Here is a 20,426-nt window from a genome sequence, read left to right as displayed (position 1 = left end):
ATAATAGATATAATTATAAGTAGTTTTAGGAGGGGATTAGGGAGTGTTTTTGAATGATACAGAAATATTAATTCGAAAATCAAATAAAGACTTGAGTATATTAAAGCTAGGTAATAAAATAATATATGAAGATAACAAATTGAACTTAAAAGAAACGTTAGTTGAAGAATTAATTGAAAATCAATACTCTTTTGTGGATGTGTATCTAGATATAGATACTGATGATAATATATATGGAATAATAAATGATAAAAAAGGTAAGATTTTCAAAATAAATATACAAGAAAAGAAAATTAATAAAGAGGTAATATTTAAATATTATTACAAAGATTTTCACATAAAATTTCCTTATATAAAAAAAATACAAAATAAGGAACATATTTTATATTATTCTATAAATAAAGAAAATCCTTATACTTCTTATTTAATGCATATTTATAATAGTGATGGTGTAATTATAAAAAATAAAGTTGATTATATACAATATAATATAATGAGCAATTTTGAAGTGCTTTGGGATGAAAGTTTACCTATTTTATTTTACTTTAAATATATAAATGGATGTGAAGAATTATGTGTATCAATATTTAATTCGTACTATAATGAATGGACAAAACCATTTAACATAACAGACTCTAAAAAAGCTAAAATATATTTAAATATTATAAAAGATAAACATAGAAACTATCATATAGTATTTTCTGAAAATCATGAAGGAAAATATCACTGTAAATATATTAAAGGAAAGTTTGAAAATAATAAATTTGAAATATATGAATCAAAAACTATAAAAACAAATCTTATGTGTTTGTTTCCACATTTAATTAATCACGACAATGAAATTTATATTGAATGGGGAGAGTATGATTATGTATATACATGTAAATCTTCTGATTTGGGAAGTACATGGAGTAACCCTGTATTAAAAAACAAAGAATCAAATATAAGTTTTAGAAGATATATATTTAAATCAAACTATAAAGAAGCTGATAAATATATTTGTTCTACTATATTTGGAAGTAAGGATTATGAAAATATTATAGTTAGTAGAACACCCTATAACAAAATGAATTAAATTAAGTTTTGAAAAATAAAGCTATATATTGTAAATGTTAGTAAAATATCTTCAAAAAATTTTATTAATATTTTATAATATATAGCTTTTTTATTATTAAAATTATTTTAAAATAAGAATTTGTTAATAAAAAAATAAATACTCATATAATAATATGTCGAAAATATATTTTGGAATAAAATATGTGTAGAAATATAAATTAAATTAAATATTCAAAAAATTTATTGTAGTATTTACTCTTTTGATAAAACATAATATAGTTAAATCATATAAGAGGAAATAGTTAATATATAAAAGGCAATTTAAAAGGGGGGAAGCAAGATGTTTTTACAAAGGAATTTTAGATTGCATCACAATCCACATGTAAATGGTTGCTGTGGTGATGGAGGAGAAAATTGTTGTGGTTCTCATGAACATAATCATAGTCACTCACATGCACATATGCATGGACATGAACATGAACATGTAAACGGACAAGGACATGACCACAATCATGAAGATGGATTTACAGGAGTACATACACATGATCATGAACATATACATGAACATGGACACGATCATAATGGACAACATGAACATAATCACCAAGGGTAATTAAAATACAATCGTTAATTAATGAAATCAAAGCCATGAAGGTTTTAAAATGTAAAGGTGTTTTTGTGTTACCTTTATATTACTTCATGGCTTTTTTATTTTTGAATATAATTATAAAGTTTAAGGGGAGAGTATTAAAATGGTAAAAAGCAAAAGTTTAAAGAAATTTATAGCACTAATGGCTATAGCTGGATTAACACTTAGTGTTGTAGGATGTGCATCTGAAGAAAAAAAAGAAGAAGCTAAAGCATCGAATACAAAGGTTGAATCAAGTAATTTTGAAAAAGTGGAATACGTTTATTCAGATGGAGCGCAAGACTATAACGTTATAGTAGATGCTCCAAAACAAAAAGCAGTTACTTTATCTCAATTTATGACTGAAATGTTATTAGCATTAGATTTAGGAGATAAAATGGTTGGAACAGCACTTTTAGATAACCCTATTTTACCTCAATTTAAAGAAGCATATGATAAAATACCAGACTTAGAAGTAGGAGAAGGACATTCTATATCAAAAGAAGCTTTTGTTGCAACTGGAGCAGATTTTGTTAGTGGATGGGACTCATCTATAAGTGAACAAACAACGGGTTCGCCTAAAGAACTTATAGATAAAGGGGTTGCGCCATTTATGGCTAAATCATATTCACCTGATGCAACAGTAGAAACTGTATATGAAGATTTTACTTTACTTGGTAAAATATTTGGAGTAGAAGATAAAGCTAAAGAAGTAATAGAAAATATGAAAAATGATATAAAAACCGTAGAAGATAAAGTTGGAGATGTTAAAGAAGAAGATAGAGTTAAAATGATGGTTTATGATTCTGGGGAAAAGGATGCTATGGTAGTTGGAAGCGGACTTGCTAATAACTTAATAGAAATAGCAGGTGGTAAAAATGTATTTGGTAAAGACGCTGAAAAACCGTATATAAATGTTTCTTGGGAAAGTGTAGTAGAGAAAAATCCAGAAGTTATATTAGTAACAGACTTTTTAGCTGGACAACCTGCACAAGAAAAAATAGATTATTTAAAATCTCATCCAGCGCTTAAAGACGTACCTGCAATAAAAAATAATAAAATATACGTAGTTAAGCTTGCTGATTTATCTCCAGGAATAAGAAACCCTATGGTTATAGAAGAAATGCATGGATACTTCTATGGAGAAAATAAATAATGGAATCTATTAATGTAAACTCAAGAAGCCTTTCTAAAGAGAAAGGTTTCTTGTTTTGGGTTATAACACTAACTATAATTTTAGCAGGTACAATAGTTGGAGCAATTGCAATAGGAAGTACTTATATAGAACCTGGAGAAGTATATAGAGTACTTTTAAATAAATTAACAAATGGAGCTTTATTTAGTGGTGTAGGAGATGTTATGACTCAAAATATAATATGGGAAATAAGATTTCCTAGAGTTTTACTAGGGGCTATATGTGGGTCGGGACTTGCAATATGTGGAGTTCTTATGCAATGTGTAACAAAAAATCCAATAGCAGAGCCTTATATACTTGGAATTTCATCAGGAGCATCTTGTGGAGCGGTAGCAGTTATTGTTCTAGGTGGGGTATCAAGCCTTGGAATAAATAGTATAACTAGTGGAGCTTTTATTGGATCTATGATATCTGGGGTGCTAGTTTTTGCAATAGGTACTCAAATGGGAAAAACAACATCTACGACAAGATTAGTACTTACAGGTATGGCAATATCAACAATATTTTCGGCACTAACAAATTTATTAATATATTCAGCTGATAATTCTAATCAAGCAAAGAGTGCGCTATTTTGGACAGTAGGTAGTTTAGGTGGAGCTAAATGGGATGTTTTATTACTTCCATTTATAGTATTAGTTATAGTTAGTATGATAGCTTTTATAATGTCAAAATCTCTAGATATATTATTGTTAGGAGATGATAGTGCTATAATACTTGGAATAAATGTAAAACTTATAAAATCAAGTATATTAATTCTTGCAACATTGTTAACCTCTACATTAGTAGCAATAACGGGAGCAATAGGTTTTATAGGCTTAGTAGTTCCTCATATTTGTAGAACTATAGCAGGCAGTGATCATAAAAAACTCATAGTACTATCAAGTCTTATAGGATCTATATTTTTAATAGTATCAGATGTATTAGCAAGAGGATTGTTCCCTCCAGTAGAAATACCGATAGGAATAATAACATCTTTAATAGGTGGTCCATTCTTCCTATATTTAATTTCTAAGAAAAACTATGAATTTGGAGGAAGAGACTAATGCTAAAATTACAAGTTAAAAATATAAGTTTTAGTATAGATAAAAAAGAAATATTAAAAGATGTTTCTTTTGATATACCCAAAGGGTCTTTTGTAGGTATTATAGGACCTAATGGGAGTGGAAAGTCTACAATACTTAAAAATATATATAGATTATATAAACCAGATAATGGAAAAATAATATTGGATAATAAGGATTTATCTACTATGAAAGATAAGGATTGTGCAAAAGAGATAGCTGTATTGGCCCAAGAAACTAGTTCGCAATTTGACTTTACAGTAGAACAAATAGTTAAAATGGGAAGATACCCATATAAATCTGTTTTTGAAGATTATTCTAAAAAAGACATTGATATGGTAAATGATATGCTAAAAAGAGTAGGACTTGATAATTATAGTAATAGAAGTTTTTCAAAGTTATCAGGGGGTGAAAAACAAAGAACTTTAATTGCAAGAGCATTAGTTCAAGACACTGACTTTTTAATATTAGATGAACCTACAAATCACTTAGATATAGGATATCAAATACAACTTATGGACTTGGTAAAAAGTTTAAATATAACTACACTATCTGCAATTCATGACATGAATATAGCATCTATGTATTGTGATTATTTAATAGTTATGAAAGATGGAAAGATAAAAAAGATTGGTACAGTAGAAGAAGTTATAACTTCAAATATGCTAAAAGAAGTATTTGGAGTAAATGCATATGTGGGGATAAATCCTATGAATAATAAATTGCAAGTATCGTTTATGCATAGTCATCAGCACATAAATGGAATAGGTAATGATCATATACATGAAGATGGATTTACAGGAGAGCATGAGCATATATGTAAAAGTTATATTTGATTATATTATAAGGAAACCTAGCTCATTTATTGAGCTAGGTTTTTATAAAGTGATATTTACTCATCATCACCATTATCAGTTTTTTTCTTTAAATTTGCTGAGAATATATAACATAATGGAATAGCTCCATAACTGTGTTTTTCTACTGTTTTTTTGAATTCAACCCATATGATTCCATTGCATATTCCAAATACTTCAACTACATCAAGTGAGGAATTTGTGTTGTCTAAAATATCTATTTGTAAAATATTATCTTCTGGGAAAGTAGAGTCGTCTACAAGAGTTTGTAAAGCTTGGTCCATACCAACATTACAACAACATTTTGGGGTATCACAGTCATAATCTAATGTAGTTGATGTAGTATCGGGTTTAGTTTCAAAAGTTATCAGCAATATATTACATAAGGATACATAGGTTTCTGTCTTTTTATCTCCTGAACCTACTAATAATTTTACTACTTCAGCATCATCTAAAGGTTTACCATCTATAGTACCTGTTTTAGATGTATTAAATGAAGTTACAGATACACTTTGGCTAGAGTTTGCATCGTATATTGTTTGTAATGCATATAAAGTACTAGCTAGGCAACAACAATCTCCTGATGGACCAGGAGGCCCAGGAGGTCCTGTAGGTCCAGGTTCACCTTGCTTACCGGGAGGTCCAGGTTCACCTCTTCTACCAGGAGGTCCAGGTTCACCAGGGCAACCTTGTCTTCCAGGAGGTCCAGGATATCCCTGTCTACCAGGAGGCCCAGGAGGTCCTTGGCAACACTTACAATATTCGTGTTCATGACTAGTATAACAATTTCCTCTAGAATTAGAGTTATTCATTTTCATATAACACAATCCTTTCTTATTTAATATTTGTTTCACTTTAATTGTATGAATAATTAATAGAAATGTTACAAATTCTTATACACATTGACAAAGTTTAATCATACTAAATGTTTCTTAAATTTAATAAATTATATAGACCTATATTTCGGTATGAATAATAAATATTATTAAACATAATTATAAAATGATAATTTATATAATAAATTTTATAAAATTTAAAAAAATAGAAGGATATTAGCGAGATTTATAGTATTATAAATATATGTGATAAATTTAATAAATGTATTCTAGGTTTTTAGAAATAAAATTAATAGGGAAAGAGGTTAAAGGCCTCTGCAGCCCCCGCTACTGTAAAGCAGATGAAACTTTCAAAATACCACTATAATGATTGATTATGGGAAGGGGAAGGAGTAAAGTGAAGCTAAGCCAGGAGACCTGCCTATGAATACTTAAATTAATTTCTTCGGGGTGAAGGAAAATAATTAAAAGTAATACCTAAAATAAATAAATTAAAAAAGGTATTATTTAATATGTTATTTGAATCCTAATCCAAAAGATTAGGATTTTTTTATTTGCACCTCATCAACTTCAATTAATTGAACATATCAATTTATCGCATAGGTTAAAAACTATATTAATGAAAAGTGAGGGAGAAAGATGAGTTATTTAACATTATCACTAGTAGCAGGTCTACTAATAGTAGTTTTAAATCCTATGACATCAAATGCAATGCACATCATGGAAGGTTATTTACCAGTAAAGTGGTCTATACTTTGGACCATAGTATTTATACCATTTTTCGTGTATGGATTAAAATCAATAAATACTATAGTAAAACAAGATCCTAAAAAGAAGGTATTATTAGCACTGGCAGGAGCTTTTGTATTTGTATTATCAGCGCTTAAAATACCATCATTAACAGGAAGCTGTTCACATCCAACTGGAGTTGGGTTAGGAGCTATATTATTTGGGCCAGCAGTTATGGCTGTAATAGGTACAATAGCCTTATTATTCCAAGCATTATTACTAGCACACGGAGGACTTACAACACTAGGAGCTAATGCATTTTCAATGGCAATTGTTGGACCTATAGTATCATATTTAATATTTAAGTTTTGTAGAAAAAGAAATGTAAATGTAGGGGTTAGTGTATTTCTAGCAGCTGCAATAGGTGACTTGGCTACCTATACAGTTACGGCAACTCAGTTAGCTTTAGCATTTCCAGATCCAGCAGGTGGGATAATGGGTTCATTGGTTAAGTTTTTAGGAGTGTTCTTTATGACTCAAATACCAATAGCGATAGCAGAAGGCTTATTAACTACTTTGGTTTATAACTTAATAGTACAAAATGAAGAAGGGGTTGAAAATGATGAGTACAAATTCGAAAGCCAAAACTAAAAACCTAAACTTTATATTATTAGCTTTAACTATAATACTTATAATAACTCCTCTAGTTTTAAATGCAACAGCAGAATATGGAGGAGCTGATGGAGAAGCAGAAGGATTAATAACACAAATAAATCCTGGCTATGAACCTTGGTTTAATAGTTTATATGAACCACCTAGTGGGGAGATAGAAAGTTTATTATTCTCGACACAAGCAGCAATAGGAGCAGGATTTATAGGTTATTATTTAGGTGTTAAAAAAGGTAAAAAAAGTAAATGTTAGAAATTGATAAATGTGCCTATACAAACTCTTTAAGAAAATTTAATCCTATGTATAAGCTTATGATAAGTTTTATTGCATTGATAGTTTCTATAATTACAAATAATATAAATTTACATTTAATAATAATGATTATTATAAGTATTATGATTATATTTTGGGCTAAAGTTGACATCAAACTATATATAAGGTGTTTGAAAATACCAATATATTTTTTATTTATAGGAACTATATTGAATTTAATTAGCATATCTTTTGAAAACACAGGTTTTTTACTAAATATAAAAATATTTGGTATATATATAGGAACTACTGAATTTTCAATTGATAACTCGATACATATATTATTAAGAGCGTTAAGTTGCATTATATCTATTTATTTTTTAATACTTACAACACCATTTAACCAATTAATAATTATTCTAAAAAAAATGTATATTCCAGATGTATTAATAGAACTTATGATTTTAACCTACAGATTTATATTCTTATTTTTAGAGGAAATAAAGGATATATATAAGTCACAACAATTGAAGTTTGGATACAACAACTTAAAAAACTCATATAACTCAACATCGTTACTTATAAAAGTTTTATTTTTTAGGATGATGAAAAAATATGAAGAAATGAGTGTAACATTAGATATTAAGTTGTATGATGGTAAATTCCACATATAGGAGAGGACAATGTTTAAAGTAAGTAAATTAACGTATAAATATGAAAAACAAAATAAGGCAATAGACAATATTAGTTTAGATTTCTCAAATGGGAATATGATTGGGATAATTGGTTCAAATGGAAGTGGAAAGTCGACTTTATTTATGAATTTAGTAGGTATATTAAAGCCAACAGAAGGAAAAATTTTTTATAACAATAAAGAGTTAAATTATAAGAAGAAAGATTTATATCAATTAAGGAGAGATGTAGGCATAGTTTTTCAAGATCCAGATAAGCAAATATTTTACTCTAGAGTTTATGATGATGTTGCATTTTCACTTAGAAATATAGGTATAGAAGAAAAAGAAATAGATACTAGAGTTCGTAAAGCTTTAAATTTAGTTAATGCTATAGATTTAATAGATAAACCAGTGCACTTTTTAAGTTATGGACAGAAGAAAAGAGTTGCTATAGCATCTGTTATAGCTATGGAGCATAAAGTAGTTTTATTAGATGAGCCAACTGCAGGACTAGACCCAGAAAGTACAATAGCTATAGTGAATATTTTAAAAGAACTATCTTCAAAAGGTATAAAAATAGCTATATCAAGTCATGATATGGATTTAATATATGAAATTTGTGATTATATATATGTGCTTAATAAAGGCAAGATGTTGATTGAAGGTACATGTATAAGCGTATTTAAAGAGTATGAGATTATAAAAAAATCAGGCTTAAATTTACCGTGGCTTGTAAAGGTTCATGAAAATATGGATTTTCCTCTTTTTAAAAAAGAAGAAGATTTATACAAATATTTTAATAGCTTAAAAGAGCAAAACTTAATAAAAACTTAGAATAAGATAAAATGAGGTTTATCAAAATAAAGTATTATTATTTAATAATTATTTTAAAACCTCATTTTTTTTATTTAGTATAACACATATGAGGTATTTTTAAAAAAAATATATTGAGTTTTATTAAAAATGTTGCACAAAAGCAATTAATAGTATATAGTATAACGTATAAGGGGTATTTAATATAAATAATACATACTATATATTGGTGGAGGTAATAATTATGTGTACTTTAATAGCGTATGGAAGTAATAATGGAATAACAAAAGATTTAGCATTATCTTTATCAGAAAAATTAAACTCAGATGTTGAAGTAAGAAATACTAAATACAACTCATCTTTTTATTTAGATAAATATGAAAATATATTAATAGGTATTAATTTAGTAGATGGAGAGATATCTAAAGAAATAAGAAAATTTATAGAGAATAATATAGAAGAATTCAAATTTAAAAAATTAGGTGTATTTACTATAAATAAAGATGAACATCAAATAAGCTCAATAAGAAATAATTTACCAGAAGAATTTAAAAATTTAATAGAGTTTAAAGAACACTTTGTAAAAGATGATAATGAAAAAGTTTATAATTTTACAGAAATTTTAAATAATAATTTAGCAACGTCTTTTATAAATTAAAAAGCCAACTATTATCCTAAAATAAATATATATATATTCAACTAAATCACTAGATAATTATCTAGTGATTTTTATTTTTCTAAAAGGGTATTATATATTATTATATTAGTATAAATAATTAATATTTCAAGGAGAGAAAAAATGGGAAGATTACTAGAATTAGATATGGAAAATGATGCATTAGAACTTGCTAGAAATTTTTGTAGAGACAATGACCTTATGCTTTTAAGTAATAATATTGAAGATGAAAGCTTGCTTGTTATGGACAGAAGTTGTAATACAAAAAGAATATATATAAAAGATGGGGAATGGTCATTTTAGAACATCTTATAACGGTATTAGTATAAAACTAATACCGTATTTTAATTTATACGAAATTTACTTATAGTTACTTTTACTTCACTAAGTAACTATTTTGTTACTGCTTACAATATGAAACTTATAAATATATAATTAATATATAATAGTATTAAAATTTTATGTTATTGTTAACTATTTAGATATAAATATAAAATGTGTAAACTTATTAAGAGTTTAAATAAATTAAAAGATAAATAATAAAAGGGGTAAAGTTATGGAAAAATCAAAAGTTTATTATTGTAATTTGTATTCAGATTCTCAAAGTAAAAATATGCCTAATAACGTAAAAAAATTATTTGAAAAAGCTGGATTTAAAGATTTAATAGGTAATAATGACCAGGTAGCTATTAAGCTCCATTTTGGAGAAAAAGGTAATACTACATATATGAGTCCAGTTGCAGTTAGACAAGTTGTTGATAAGGTAAAAGAGTATGGGGGTAAACCTTTTTTAACTGATACAAATACTCTTTATTCTGGAAGTAGAACAAATTCTGTAGATCATATTACTACAGCTATTGAAAATGGATTTGCATATGCAGTAGTAAATGCACCTATAATTATTGCAGATGGATTATACAGTAGAAACTCTGAAGATGTAAGTATAAATCAAAAACATTTTGATATAGTTAAAATTGGAGGGGAAATATATAATTCGTCTGCTATGATTGTTATGAGTCACTTTAAAGGTCATGAAATGGCTGGATTTGGAGGAGCTCTTAAAAATTTAGCCATGGGGTGTGCAACTGCACCAGGTAAACAAATGCAACACTCTGATGCAAAACCTGAAGTTAATGAAGATAAATGTATTGGGTGTAGTAAATGTGCCAAATCATGTCCAGTAAGTGCTATACATATGGAGAATAAGAAAGCTAAGATAAATCATGATATATGTTATGGGTGTGGAGAATGTCCAACAGTATGTCCAACAAGAGCTGTAACTATACAGTGGGAAAGTGACTCAGATATTTTTGTTGAAAAAATGGCTGAATATGCATATGGAGCTATTAATAATAAAAAAGATAAAGTAGGATTTATTACCTTTGTTATGAATGTTACTCCACTTTGTGATTGTGTTCCTTGGTCAGGTAGACCAATAGCTCATGATATTGGGATTTTAGCATCTAAAGACCCTGTAGCTTTAGATAAAGCTTGTTACGATTTAGTATGTGAAGAAATGAATCATGATGTATTTAAACATGCTCATCCAAATGTTAATGGAATTAGAGTTGTTGAATATGCTCATGAAATGGGAATGGGTAATATAGAATATGAATTAATAAAACTTTAATAATATTATTAAAAAGTAGGAGAGCTGGTAGATATCAGCTCTTTTATTTTATAATAAATTTAAGCTTAGTAAAAAGTTAGATATCTAAATAATGATTGAAATTAAGTTTTGTTTGTTATATTATATATATAACAGATAAAACTTAATTTTGATTACATTACAATTGGGAGGAGTAAAAATGAGTAATATAGCATATTTTATACTTTTATTACCGTCTATATTTTTTATGTGCATAGCTTTAGAAAACTTTGAATACATAGGAAATAAAAAATTTTTTCATGGAGTTATTATAGAAGGATTAGAAATTGATGAAAAAGAATTAAACAATATATCAAAGAAATACAAAATAAATCTAAGAATATCGTATTTAATATTTACTTTACTACTTATAGGTGGGGCGTATATTGCAAAGGATAATTTTGAGCTTGGAGGTAATATTATACTTTGGATTTACGCATTATATATTACAATTTTACAAATTATAAACTATTTTAAAGTTAAAAGTTTAAAAGAAAAATATATAAAAGACACTAATTACAGTGAAGATACAGTTTTAAAGAGAAAAGTAACGTTAGATACTCGTATGTTAAATGAAAAAATAAAAATTAAGAATAAGTTCAAATTTATATTTTTAATAATATTACTTATATCAGCAATCGCAATATTGTACTTAGCAATAAATTACGATAAATTACCTAATATGATACCTACAGATTTTGAGGGAGATTCAACGCCAACAGACTATGTAACAAAAAGTTTTAAAGGAGTATTTGGATTAGAGTTAGCAGGATTTATAATGATTAGCTTATTGAGTTTTATAGGTATAACTTGTTTAGGAAATATATCATCTATAAAAAAAGAAAAGCTAGAAGAGAGTAAAGATAAAATTATTAAATATATAAATAAAATAGGTAATTCATTTGTATTAATAGTAATCTCTGTACAATTTCAAACAACTTTTATACCCATAGCTTTATTTAAGGAATTTAATTTGCCTATGATAACTCTTTTGATAGCATGGTTTTTAATAGGGTTGGGAATTATGAATATAGCTTATGCTTACACAATGTTAAGTTCATATAAAGCTAAAGAAAAAATAGATTATAGCAGAGACGATGCAAAATGGATATTTGGATATTATTACTATAATAAAGAAGACCCAAGACTTATAGTAGAAAGTAGACGTTCAGCAGGATGGAATATAAACTGGGGCAGTTCACGCATTAAAGGTATAATAGCTTCGATTTTACTGTATGTAGTTTTTAATTTTACAATGGTAAACATATAAATTAGATAAAAAATAACTAGCTAAAGGCTAGTTATTTTTTATCTACAGAATTAATAATAACATTTCCATTACTATCTAACAAAGGTGTCATACTCAAACTTTGTCCAATAAAATAAACTAAATAATTAACTCCTGTATCATTATCAATTAATATTTTAACCCCTGAAAAACCAAAACTTTGAACATCTTCTACAGAAAATCTCTTGTTATTTTTCAAGAAAAACACCCCTTAGATTAAAGTTATAATATTAACTGTATTATATTCCTCTAATTTTTAAAAATCAATTAAATATATATACACAACAACTTATATAATTAAAAATTTATTTAATATAGAATAAAAAAGCAACTATGTGTATAATACCTTTAAGGAATATTTGTGAAAATATAAAGGGGAAATTATATGATTAATAGAGAGAGAATAGTTAAAAATTTTATAGAAATGGCGAAAATATCATCACCAAGCTATAAAGAAAGAAATATAGCGGATTATATATTAAAAGAAATTGAAGAACTAGGGGTAAAAGTATATGAAGATAGCTCAGGAGAAAAGATATTATCAAATTCAGGGAATATAATAATTTTTTTAAAAGGGAGTAAAAATAAAAAAGTATTATTATCAGCACATATGGATACTGTAAACCCTTGTGAAGACATAGTTCCTATAATAGAAAATGGCATAATAAAAACAGATGGAAATTCTGTACTAGGTGCAGATGATAAAGCTGGTATAGCCGCTATAATAGAAATGATAAAAGTTATAAAAGAAGAAAAAATAAATCATCCAGATATAATAATAGTATTTAGTGTAGCAGAAGAAACTGGACTTCATGGAGCTAAAAGTATCGACTTATCAGAGTTTGGAAAAATAGATTATGGATATATATTAGATGCAGGTGGAGAACCTGGAATATGCTATAATAAAGCTCCTTATGCTGCAAATGGAAAATATAAAATAATTGGTAAAGCTGCACATGCAGGAGGCGAACCGGAAAATGGTATAAATGCTTTTGTTGTAGCAGCACAAGCTGTAAGCAAGTTAAATATAGGAAGAATAGATGAAAGTACCACTTGTAATATAGGAGTAGTAAGTGGAGGGATAGCAACAAATATTGTTATGCCAAGTATAGAAATGAAATTTGAAGCAAGAAGTCTATATGAGTATAAGTTAGATAAATTATTAGAAGAAACTGATAGAATTTTTAAAGAAACTTGTAGTAATTTTGGAGCTGAATTTATAAATGAGGTATCAAGGGGGAAAACTAAAGGCTATAATATAGATGAATCTTGTGATGTTATACAAATATTTAAAAAAAGTAGTGAAATATTAGGATACAACTTTAAAGTAATGCCAAGTGGTGGTGGAAGTGATACTAACATTTATAATATGAGAGGAATACCTTCTGTTAACATAGGAATAGGAATGGAAAATGTTCATAGTACAGATGAATATATAAAAATAGATAGTTTAGTTAAAACAGCAACATTATTAGTAGAACTTATGAAAAATATATAAATTAAGTTTCATAAATTATAATTTTAGATAGATATGAATTTGAAGTTAGTTTAGATTAACTTAGCTATTAAGTAAATCTAAACTAACTTTTTTACATTTAAGGAAACTTATAGTGTAATTTTTTATTAAAATTAAAAAATTTGTAAAATATGTAAGTAATCTAACGAAAATTGGGTAAATAATAAATATAATTAATTGTAAGGATATCTAACGTATTAATAAAAGTTAAAAACTTGTAGATATTGATAAAACTAGGAGGCAATAAATATGTGTAATGAACATGAAAAAAGCAAAAAAACTATTAAAGAAATAGAGGAAAAAGCTAAAGAATTGGAAAAAAACACAATGGAAAAAATAGAAAACATGGAACAAGACATAAAAAAAACGCTAGAAGAATCTGATAGAGAAAGAGCAGAGATTGTTGAAGAATTAATGACTCCATTAAAAGAAGATATAGAGGCTAATATAAAAGATAAAAATATAGATGAAGATGTTAATAAAGAAAAAACAATTAAAGATGATGAAATTAATAAAAATGAAAATATAGAAGATGAAGAAGAAAAATTTAAGTATAAACCTTTAAAGCTAGTAAAAAGATTAGATATTGTTGCTAAAATAATACTAGCATTAGCTATAATATCAGCAGTCATATTAGCTATGCAAAAACAACCAATAATGACTCCTTTTGGTGGATATGCAGGATATGAATGGGCACCGATATCTTTAGTAAATGGAGCACTTAGTGCATTTAGCGGATATGTAGCTTACGAGTTAATAAATGCAGTAATATCAATAGTTGAAAATATTGATAAGAATAGACAATTAAAAGAACTTGAACTAAAAACCACTAATACTAAAAACTAAGGGATGAGTGGTACTTTAATAAAACGCCCATAAAACATATACTACTAATATATAATAGATAATTAATAAATAATTAAAATAGATAAGTAGGAGTGAAATATATGAAAATAGCAGTAATAATGGGTGGAGTATCATCAGAGAGAGAAGTATCTTTAAAATCTGGAGAAGCAGTTTTTAATGGAATAGATAAAAATAAATATGATGTAATTAAAGTAGTTTTAAATGATAAAAAAGACATATTTACAAAAATAACAGATGATATAGATTTTGCATTCTTAGCACTTCACGGTAAGTTTGGAGAAGATGGATGTGTACAATCTATATTAGAAGCAATGGAAATACCTTATTCAGGATGTAATCCATTAACAAGTGCATTATGTATGGACAAGAATATGACTAAAAAAATATTAAGAGATTCTAAATTACCAACAGCAGATTGGACAGTTGTTAGAAATATAGATGATATAGACTATGACAAAATAGAAGAAATAGGATACCCTGTATTTATAAAACCAAATAGTGGAGGATCTAGTGTAGCAACATTTTTAATAAAATCAAAAGAAGAGGTTCATGAAGCGGTTAAAAAAGGGTTAGAAGTTGATGATTGTGTAATGATAGAAAAATATATAAAAGGAGGAGAATACACATCATTTATATTAAATGGAGAAGTATTCCCTACAATATCTATAGTTGCAAATTCTGAATTCTTTGACTTCGAATCAAAATATAATCAAAATGGAGCTACAGAAGAAGTTGTATATTTAGAAAAAGAATTACAAGAAAAGTTAAATGAAATATCACTAGGATGTTGGGATGCATTTAACTGTAAAGCATATGTTAGAGTTGATTTTATAATAAGCAACGGAGTTCCATATGTGTTAGAACTTAATACATTACCAGGAATGACAGAAACTAGTTTAATCCCAAGAAGTGCAAAAGCTAATGGAATAGAGTTTAGTGAATTAGTAGATAAGATAATAGAATACTCTTTAAACTAATATAAGTTTTAATAATAAAAACCACTTTATATAAGTGGTTTTTTTACGTTTAAGGAAACTATAATAGCTAAGTAAATATAATTTTTATTTCTTATATTTAAATAAGTAGTGGAATATTATACATGTATCGAATAATATAATTTAATGATAAATATCAATTAAGGGGGGAAAGAGGTGAAAACTTGTCCAAAGTGCAAAAAATCTTTAGAAGAAAATGATAGATTTTGCGATAAGTGTGGATTTGATACCGAAGAAATTTATAACGATAATCAAAAGAAAAACTCGACGAAAAAAATAGTATTTATAACAATTTCTATTTTAGCAATTATTATATCGATTGTATTTATAATAGCTAAAGATCCTATATTATTTAAATACCACTTAAATAAAGGTGATAATGAAGCAGTAAATACTAAAGCAATACAACATTATAAAAAAGCATTAGAAATAAAATATAATGATGAAATTGTAGATAAGATTGCTCTAAAAGTAAGTGAATGTAGTGACTTTGAAGATGAGTTAAGTAAATTAAAAGGAAATGTAAATAGTAAAGATTTAGATAAAATGTATATAGAGAACTATATAAGTAAAGCAGAAGAATTTTATCACAATTCAGATTTACAAGGTGCTTTGAATTATGTAAAAAAAGCACAAACATATGGGTTTAAAGAAAAAGAGTTTGAGTTTTATCAAGAATTAGTAGAAGAATTAGAACGTGAATCTGAAAATAATGAAAAAGACAAAAATGAAGATACAGAAGATAAGCAAGATATAAACATAATAATAAATGATAATGATGAAAAGGAAGTTATATTAAATGATAATTATCCATATTATAACAATTCTTATTTTATCATTCCAGATAGTCACACTAGGTATTTAACAACATCTGAATTGATGGGTTATAGCAAAAATGAGCTCTCGTTGATTAGAAATGAAATATTTGCGAGAAGAGGATATATATTTAATAAGAAAGTTTATCAAGATTATTTTAATAGTATGCCTTGGTATGTACCAAATCAAGCGTTTAAAGGTAGTGTAAATGAATTAAATAGTATAGAAAAACATAATGTTGAGCTTATAAAAAGTATGGAATAAATTTATTGGGGGGATTAACTTGTATTGTAGAAATTGTGCAAATGAGATGAATTCAGAATCATCTGTGTGTACTAAATGTGGAGTTAGAAAAGGTAATGGTAATTTATATTGTCCATCATGTGGAAATCCAACTAATGAAAATGCTGAAATATGCGTAAACTGTGGAATAAACCTTAAAAAGAAAAATTTTGTAAGTATTGCTTCAAATACTTCTAAAAGTGGCAAAAGCAAATTAGTTGCAAGTGTATTATGCTTGTTACTAGGATATTGTGGGATGCATAGGTTTTATGTAAATGATAATGTTAAAGGGTTTATAATACTAACACTTACATTAGCGGGTATTTTAACTTGTGGAATTACAACTATGATAAGTTGTATATGGGTTTTAGTAGATTTTGTACTTATAATTTTAGATAAGATCACTGATGAAAATGGGCAGCCTCTTCAGTGGTAGAATAAGATTAATGATATATATAATAGGTATACTAGTTGTATATTTAATACCACTTGAATATATAGAGGGAAGAAGTTTTTGCATATGGTATAATTTATTTGAAATAAAATGTTTTGGCTGTGGAATGACAAGAGCATTCTTTAATTTATCTAGGTTAAATATTATAAAGGCTATAAATTATAACATTATGATAATACCAATGTTAATACCTATTTTTATAATAATAAAAGATATATGCAATATAATAAAATACGAAATAAATAATATAAAAACTCCTTTAAAGTAAAGGAGTTTTTATATTTTAAGATTAAAAAATTTTAATGAAACTTTTAAAAAATTTTAATTTGCATTTAAAGTAGTTTTCATTATGTGAATATATAATTAGTTCATAAGATAAATATAAAATTATTCGGAGGTAATAAATATGAAAAATAAATTAGAAAATTACAAGAAAGAAGTTTTAGAAAATGGAGTTGAAAAACTTAAAGCATCTAAAAAAAGAATAAAAAGATTTGCAATAATAACATTGACAGGAGCTATAGGTGTAAGCGTATTAGCGGGAGGAAGTGCATATGCATATATAAAATCAAATACAAATTATTCACAGGCACAATTAGAAAAAGAAGCTTTAAAGAAAATGCCAGGAGAAATTGTAGGTGTAAAAAAGGATATTGATGATGATACAATGTCAATTTCTTATGAGTTTAAAATAAAAGACAAAAATAATATGTTAAATGAAATAGAGTTAGATTCAAAAACGGGAGCTATAATAGATATAGAAAAACATGGAGATGATGAAGTTGATGATAATGAAAATGAAAATAAAGTAAATGTAGAAAGTAAGTATTCAGAAGAAGAATTAAAGAAAGTTGCTTTAAATAAGGTACAAGGAGAGATAATTGGGGTAGATAAAGAAATAGAGGATGATATGTCATTAGTATATGAATTTAAAATAAAGGATAAAAATAATGTAATAAAAGAAGTTGAAGTAAGTTCAATGACTGGAAAAATAGTAGATATAGAAAATTATAATTCAGACTATACTAATGATGACTTAAATTAATAAATAAAACAAGAAGGTGAGTTTTTGTATAAGATATTAGTAATAGAAGATGAAGAAAATATAGCATCATTTATTAATATGGAATTATCATATGAAGGATATAAAGTTGATATATGTAACGATGGTAAAGAAGGTTTAAATAAAGGCATAGACGAAGATTACGATTTAATAATATTAGATTTAATGCTACCGACTTTAAATGGATTAGAGGTTTGTAGACGACTTAGAAAATTAAAAGATACTCCTATAATAATGTTAACAGCTAGAGATAGCGTTATGGATAAAGTATCAGGCTTACAAATGGGAGCAGATGATTATCTAGCAAAACCTTTTGCAATAGAAGAGTTATTAGCAAGGATTGAAAGCATTTTAAGAAGGGTAAGCAAAAAAGATAGTAATATTAATATATTAAAATTTAAAGATATAAATATAGATATAGAAGCTAGAATAGTAAAATATTTAAATGAAGAGATTAACTTAACGACTAAAGAATATGAACTATTATTACAACTAGTTAAAAATCAAAATAAAGTACTAACTAGAGATTACTTATTAGAACATGTATGGGGATATGACTATGATGCAGAAACTAATGTAGTGGATGTATATATAAGACATTTAAGAAGTAAGCTAAAAGACTCTGATTACATACACACCGTTCGTGGTGTAGGGTATGTCATAAGATAAAATGAAAAAAATGAATAAAATCTCAACATTTTGGAGAATGGCTTTTATATCATTTGTATCTATAGTACTAATATTTTTAATAACTTATATATCACAATTTATTATGTTTAGAATATGGTCTGTAAAATATGAAAAAGAAGAAATAGAGTCTAGAGCTAAAGAACTTGAAATTTTATTAAATAATAATGAATCTGATGAAATTCACAAAAAAATAGCAGATTCTATGGATATAAATATTATTATATATGATGATAATAATGAAATTATTTTAAATACAATGGATTATATTCCAAGTAATTTTAATTATACAAAATCTCAATCAGAAAATATAGATGTTAGATTTAACATGAATGATGATAAAATAATTTTAACATCTCCGATAGAAGTAAAAAATAATGAATATTATATGTATGTCGAAAAGGAAAGTGAGCTTTATAGTGACTTTTTAGAAAATACAATACCTATAATAATAGTTATGTTATTTATGGGACTAATAATGAGTTTACTAGCAGGGATGTATACATCTAAGCAATTTATAAAAAGATTGAATAAACTTAGTAATACCATGAAAAATGTTAAAGAAAAAGGAATTTCAAATAGGGTTGAAATTCAAAACCCTAGAGATGAATTTGATAAAGTTAATATTATTTTTAATGAAATGATGGACTCGGTTGAAAAATCGTTCAACATGCAAAAACAATTTGTACAAGATGCATCACATGAGTTGAGAACACCCCTTACAATTTTAAAAGGACATCTAAAGATGCTAGATAGATGGGGTAAAAATGATCCAGAAACTTTAGAGAAGTCATTAAAGATTAGCTTAGATGAAGTTGATAGATTAACAAAATTAGTAAATGATTTATTAGAACTAGAAAAGATAGATGATGAAAATATAGAGGGAAATTTAGAAAAATTAGATACAAAAGAAGTTATAAAAGAAGTTATATATGATTTTGAACTTGTAAGAGATGATATAAAATTTGAGTTTAACTATGAAGAAGATACGAAAATTTATATGAAGAGAAAACACTTAAAACAATTGCTTATAATATTTATAGATAATGCTATAAAATACTGTGATAAAGAAAAAATATATGTAGATATAAATGTTTATAATAAATGTAATGATGTGTATATATCTATAAAAGATAATGGAATAGGAATATCAAAAGATGAAATACCTAAAATAACTGATAAATTTTATAGAGTAGATAAATCAAGAAAATATAACAATAGCTTCGGAATAGGACTATCAATTGCATCACAGATAATAAGCATGTATAAATATAAATTAGAAATTAAAAGTGAAATAGGATTAGGAACAGAATTTGTTGTAATTTGCAGTCAAGAAAAACAAGGGTATTAAAAATATCCTTGTTTT

General features: G+C 26.4%; 24 protein-coding genes and 1 riboswitch. Of the genes, 22 read left to right on the top strand and 2 right to left on the bottom strand.

Translation table 11 applies throughout. From position 1 onward, the window contains the following. The first annotated feature begins 43 nt into the window (after positions 1–43). The 5 genes from ACEXNK_RS03660 (at position 44) to ACEXNK_RS03640 (ending at position 4,776) form a co-directional block, all read left to right on the top strand. The gene (locus ACEXNK_RS03660; RefSeq protein ID WP_373601548.1) at positions 44–1,075 is read left to right on the top strand and encodes a hypothetical protein; all 1,032 of its coding nucleotides are present in this window, start codon (positions 44–46) and stop codon (positions 1,073–1,075) included. Between the two features lie 321 nt (positions 1,076–1,396). Further along, the gene (locus tag ACEXNK_RS03655; RefSeq protein ID WP_373600544.1) at positions 1,397–1,669 is read left to right on the top strand and encodes a hypothetical protein; all 273 of its coding nucleotides are present in this window, start codon (positions 1,397–1,399) and stop codon (positions 1,667–1,669) included. A gap of 139 nt (positions 1,670–1,808) precedes the next feature. Continuing rightward, positions 1,809–2,840, top strand: coding sequence for an ABC transporter substrate-binding protein (locus ACEXNK_RS03650; protein ID WP_373600543.1), 1,032 nt, complete (start codon positions 1,809–1,811; stop codon positions 2,838–2,840). Continuing rightward, on the top strand, positions 2,840–3,922 hold the full coding sequence (locus tag ACEXNK_RS03645; RefSeq protein ID WP_373600542.1) for a FecCD family ABC transporter permease: 1,083 nt from the start codon (positions 2,840–2,842) through the stop codon (positions 3,920–3,922). Before ACEXNK_RS03650 ends, ACEXNK_RS03645 begins: the two co-directional genes overlap by 1 nt. Then, a complete protein-coding gene (locus ACEXNK_RS03640) occupies positions 3,922–4,776 on the top strand; it encodes an ABC transporter ATP-binding protein (RefSeq protein WP_373600541.1) in 855 nt (284 codons plus the stop codon). Before ACEXNK_RS03645 ends, ACEXNK_RS03640 begins: the two co-directional genes overlap by 1 nt. A 56-nt stretch (positions 4,777–4,832) precedes the next feature. Here the strand turns inward: ACEXNK_RS03640 and ACEXNK_RS03635 are convergent, their stop codons facing one another. Beyond that, positions 4,833–5,612: a hypothetical protein gene (locus ACEXNK_RS03635; RefSeq protein WP_373600540.1), complete on the bottom strand. Its 780-nt coding sequence runs from the start codon at positions 5,610–5,612 to the stop codon at positions 4,833–4,835. Positions 5,613–5,884: 272 nt separating this feature from the next. Beyond that, a riboswitch (cobalamin riboswitch) is annotated at positions 5,885–6,070 on the top strand. Between the two features lie 199 nt (positions 6,071–6,269). Between ACEXNK_RS03635 and ACEXNK_RS03630 the strand changes: the two genes are divergently transcribed. From ACEXNK_RS03630 to ACEXNK_RS03595, 8 genes are all read left to right on the top strand, one after another. Beyond that, positions 6,270–7,010, top strand: coding sequence for an energy-coupling factor ABC transporter permease (locus tag ACEXNK_RS03630; RefSeq protein WP_373600539.1), 741 nt, complete (start codon positions 6,270–6,272; stop codon positions 7,008–7,010). Further along, positions 6,982–7,281 carry an energy-coupling factor ABC transporter substrate-binding protein gene (locus ACEXNK_RS03625; protein WP_373600538.1) on the top strand — a complete coding sequence of 100 codons (300 nt, stop codon included), beginning with the start codon at positions 6,982–6,984 and terminating at the stop codon, positions 7,279–7,281. Before ACEXNK_RS03630 ends, ACEXNK_RS03625 begins: the two co-directional genes overlap by 29 nt. Further along, complete coding sequence (cbiQ, locus tag ACEXNK_RS03620) at positions 7,275–7,955, top strand: cobalt ECF transporter T component CbiQ (RefSeq protein WP_373600537.1); 681 nt, start codon at positions 7,275–7,277, stop codon at positions 7,953–7,955. Before ACEXNK_RS03625 ends, cbiQ begins: the two co-directional genes overlap by 7 nt. A 9-nt stretch (positions 7,956–7,964) precedes the next feature. After that, positions 7,965–8,789, top strand: a complete 825-nt coding sequence (locus tag ACEXNK_RS03615; RefSeq protein WP_373600536.1) for an energy-coupling factor ABC transporter ATP-binding protein — start codon at positions 7,965–7,967, stop codon at positions 8,787–8,789. 223 nt (positions 8,790–9,012) lie between these two features. Beyond that, the gene (locus tag ACEXNK_RS03610) at positions 9,013–9,426 is read left to right on the top strand and encodes a flavodoxin family protein (RefSeq protein ID WP_373600535.1); all 414 of its coding nucleotides are present in this window, start codon (positions 9,013–9,015) and stop codon (positions 9,424–9,426) included. 141 nt (positions 9,427–9,567) lie between these two features. After that, on the top strand, positions 9,568–9,747 hold the full coding sequence (locus ACEXNK_RS03605; protein WP_373600534.1) for a hypothetical protein: 180 nt from the start codon (positions 9,568–9,570) through the stop codon (positions 9,745–9,747). A 253-nt stretch (positions 9,748–10,000) separates the two neighbouring features. Then, complete coding sequence (locus ACEXNK_RS03600) at positions 10,001–11,074, top strand: DUF362 domain-containing protein (RefSeq protein WP_373600533.1); 1,074 nt, start codon at positions 10,001–10,003, stop codon at positions 11,072–11,074. A gap of 178 nt (positions 11,075–11,252) precedes the next feature. Next, positions 11,253–12,362, top strand: a complete 1,110-nt coding sequence (locus tag ACEXNK_RS03595; RefSeq protein WP_373600532.1) for a hypothetical protein — start codon at positions 11,253–11,255, stop codon at positions 12,360–12,362. Between the two features lie 31 nt (positions 12,363–12,393). On the opposite strand, the gene ACEXNK_RS03590 is transcribed toward ACEXNK_RS03595, so the two are convergent. Continuing rightward, entirely contained in the window at positions 12,394–12,579 is a 186-nt protein-coding gene (locus tag ACEXNK_RS03590; RefSeq protein WP_373600531.1) for a DUF6440 family protein, read from the bottom strand. Between the two features lie 186 nt (positions 12,580–12,765). Here ACEXNK_RS03590 and ACEXNK_RS03585 point away from each other — a divergent pair, with 186 nt between their 5' ends. From ACEXNK_RS03585 to ACEXNK_RS03545, 9 genes are all read left to right on the top strand, one after another. After that, positions 12,766–13,878, top strand: coding sequence for a M20/M25/M40 family metallo-hydrolase (locus ACEXNK_RS03585; RefSeq protein ID WP_373600530.1), 1,113 nt, complete (start codon positions 12,766–12,768; stop codon positions 13,876–13,878). A 267-nt stretch (positions 13,879–14,145) separates the two neighbouring features. After that, entirely contained in the window at positions 14,146–14,742 is a 597-nt protein-coding gene (locus ACEXNK_RS03580; RefSeq protein ID WP_373600529.1) for a hypothetical protein, read from the top strand. A 101-nt stretch (positions 14,743–14,843) separates the two neighbouring features. Further along, complete coding sequence (locus tag ACEXNK_RS03575; RefSeq protein ID WP_373600528.1) at positions 14,844–15,740, top strand: D-alanine--D-alanine ligase; 897 nt, start codon at positions 14,844–14,846, stop codon at positions 15,738–15,740. A 174-nt stretch (positions 15,741–15,914) separates the two neighbouring features. Then, positions 15,915–16,838 (top strand): YARHG domain-containing protein, encoded by a 924-nt coding sequence (locus ACEXNK_RS03570; RefSeq protein WP_373600527.1) that lies wholly within the window; start codon positions 15,915–15,917, stop codon positions 16,836–16,838. 19 nt (positions 16,839–16,857) lie between these two features. Further along, positions 16,858–17,292, top strand: a complete 435-nt coding sequence (locus ACEXNK_RS03565) for a TM2 domain-containing protein (protein ID WP_373600526.1) — start codon at positions 16,858–16,860, stop codon at positions 17,290–17,292. A gap of 10 nt (positions 17,293–17,302) precedes the next feature. Beyond that, positions 17,303–17,578, top strand: coding sequence for a DUF2752 domain-containing protein (locus tag ACEXNK_RS03560; RefSeq protein ID WP_373600525.1), 276 nt, complete (start codon positions 17,303–17,305; stop codon positions 17,576–17,578). Between the two features lie 138 nt (positions 17,579–17,716). Then, complete coding sequence (locus ACEXNK_RS03555) at positions 17,717–18,355, top strand: PepSY domain-containing protein (RefSeq protein WP_373600524.1); 639 nt, start codon at positions 17,717–17,719, stop codon at positions 18,353–18,355. A gap of 24 nt (positions 18,356–18,379) precedes the next feature. Beyond that, the gene (locus ACEXNK_RS03550; protein WP_373600523.1) at positions 18,380–19,042 is read left to right on the top strand and encodes a response regulator transcription factor; all 663 of its coding nucleotides are present in this window, start codon (positions 18,380–18,382) and stop codon (positions 19,040–19,042) included. Between the two features lie 37 nt (positions 19,043–19,079). Then, positions 19,080–20,411 (top strand): sensor histidine kinase, encoded by a 1,332-nt coding sequence (locus tag ACEXNK_RS03545; RefSeq protein WP_373601547.1) that lies wholly within the window; start codon positions 19,080–19,082, stop codon positions 20,409–20,411. The last annotated feature ends 15 nt before the right edge of the window (positions 20,412–20,426 follow it).

It is taken from the genome of Paraclostridium bifermentans, assembly GCF_964259345.1.
GTDB lineage: Bacteria > Bacillota > Clostridia > Peptostreptococcales > Peptostreptococcaceae > Paraclostridium > Paraclostridium bifermentans_B.
This window is presented reverse-complemented; position numbering and strand designations above follow the sequence as displayed.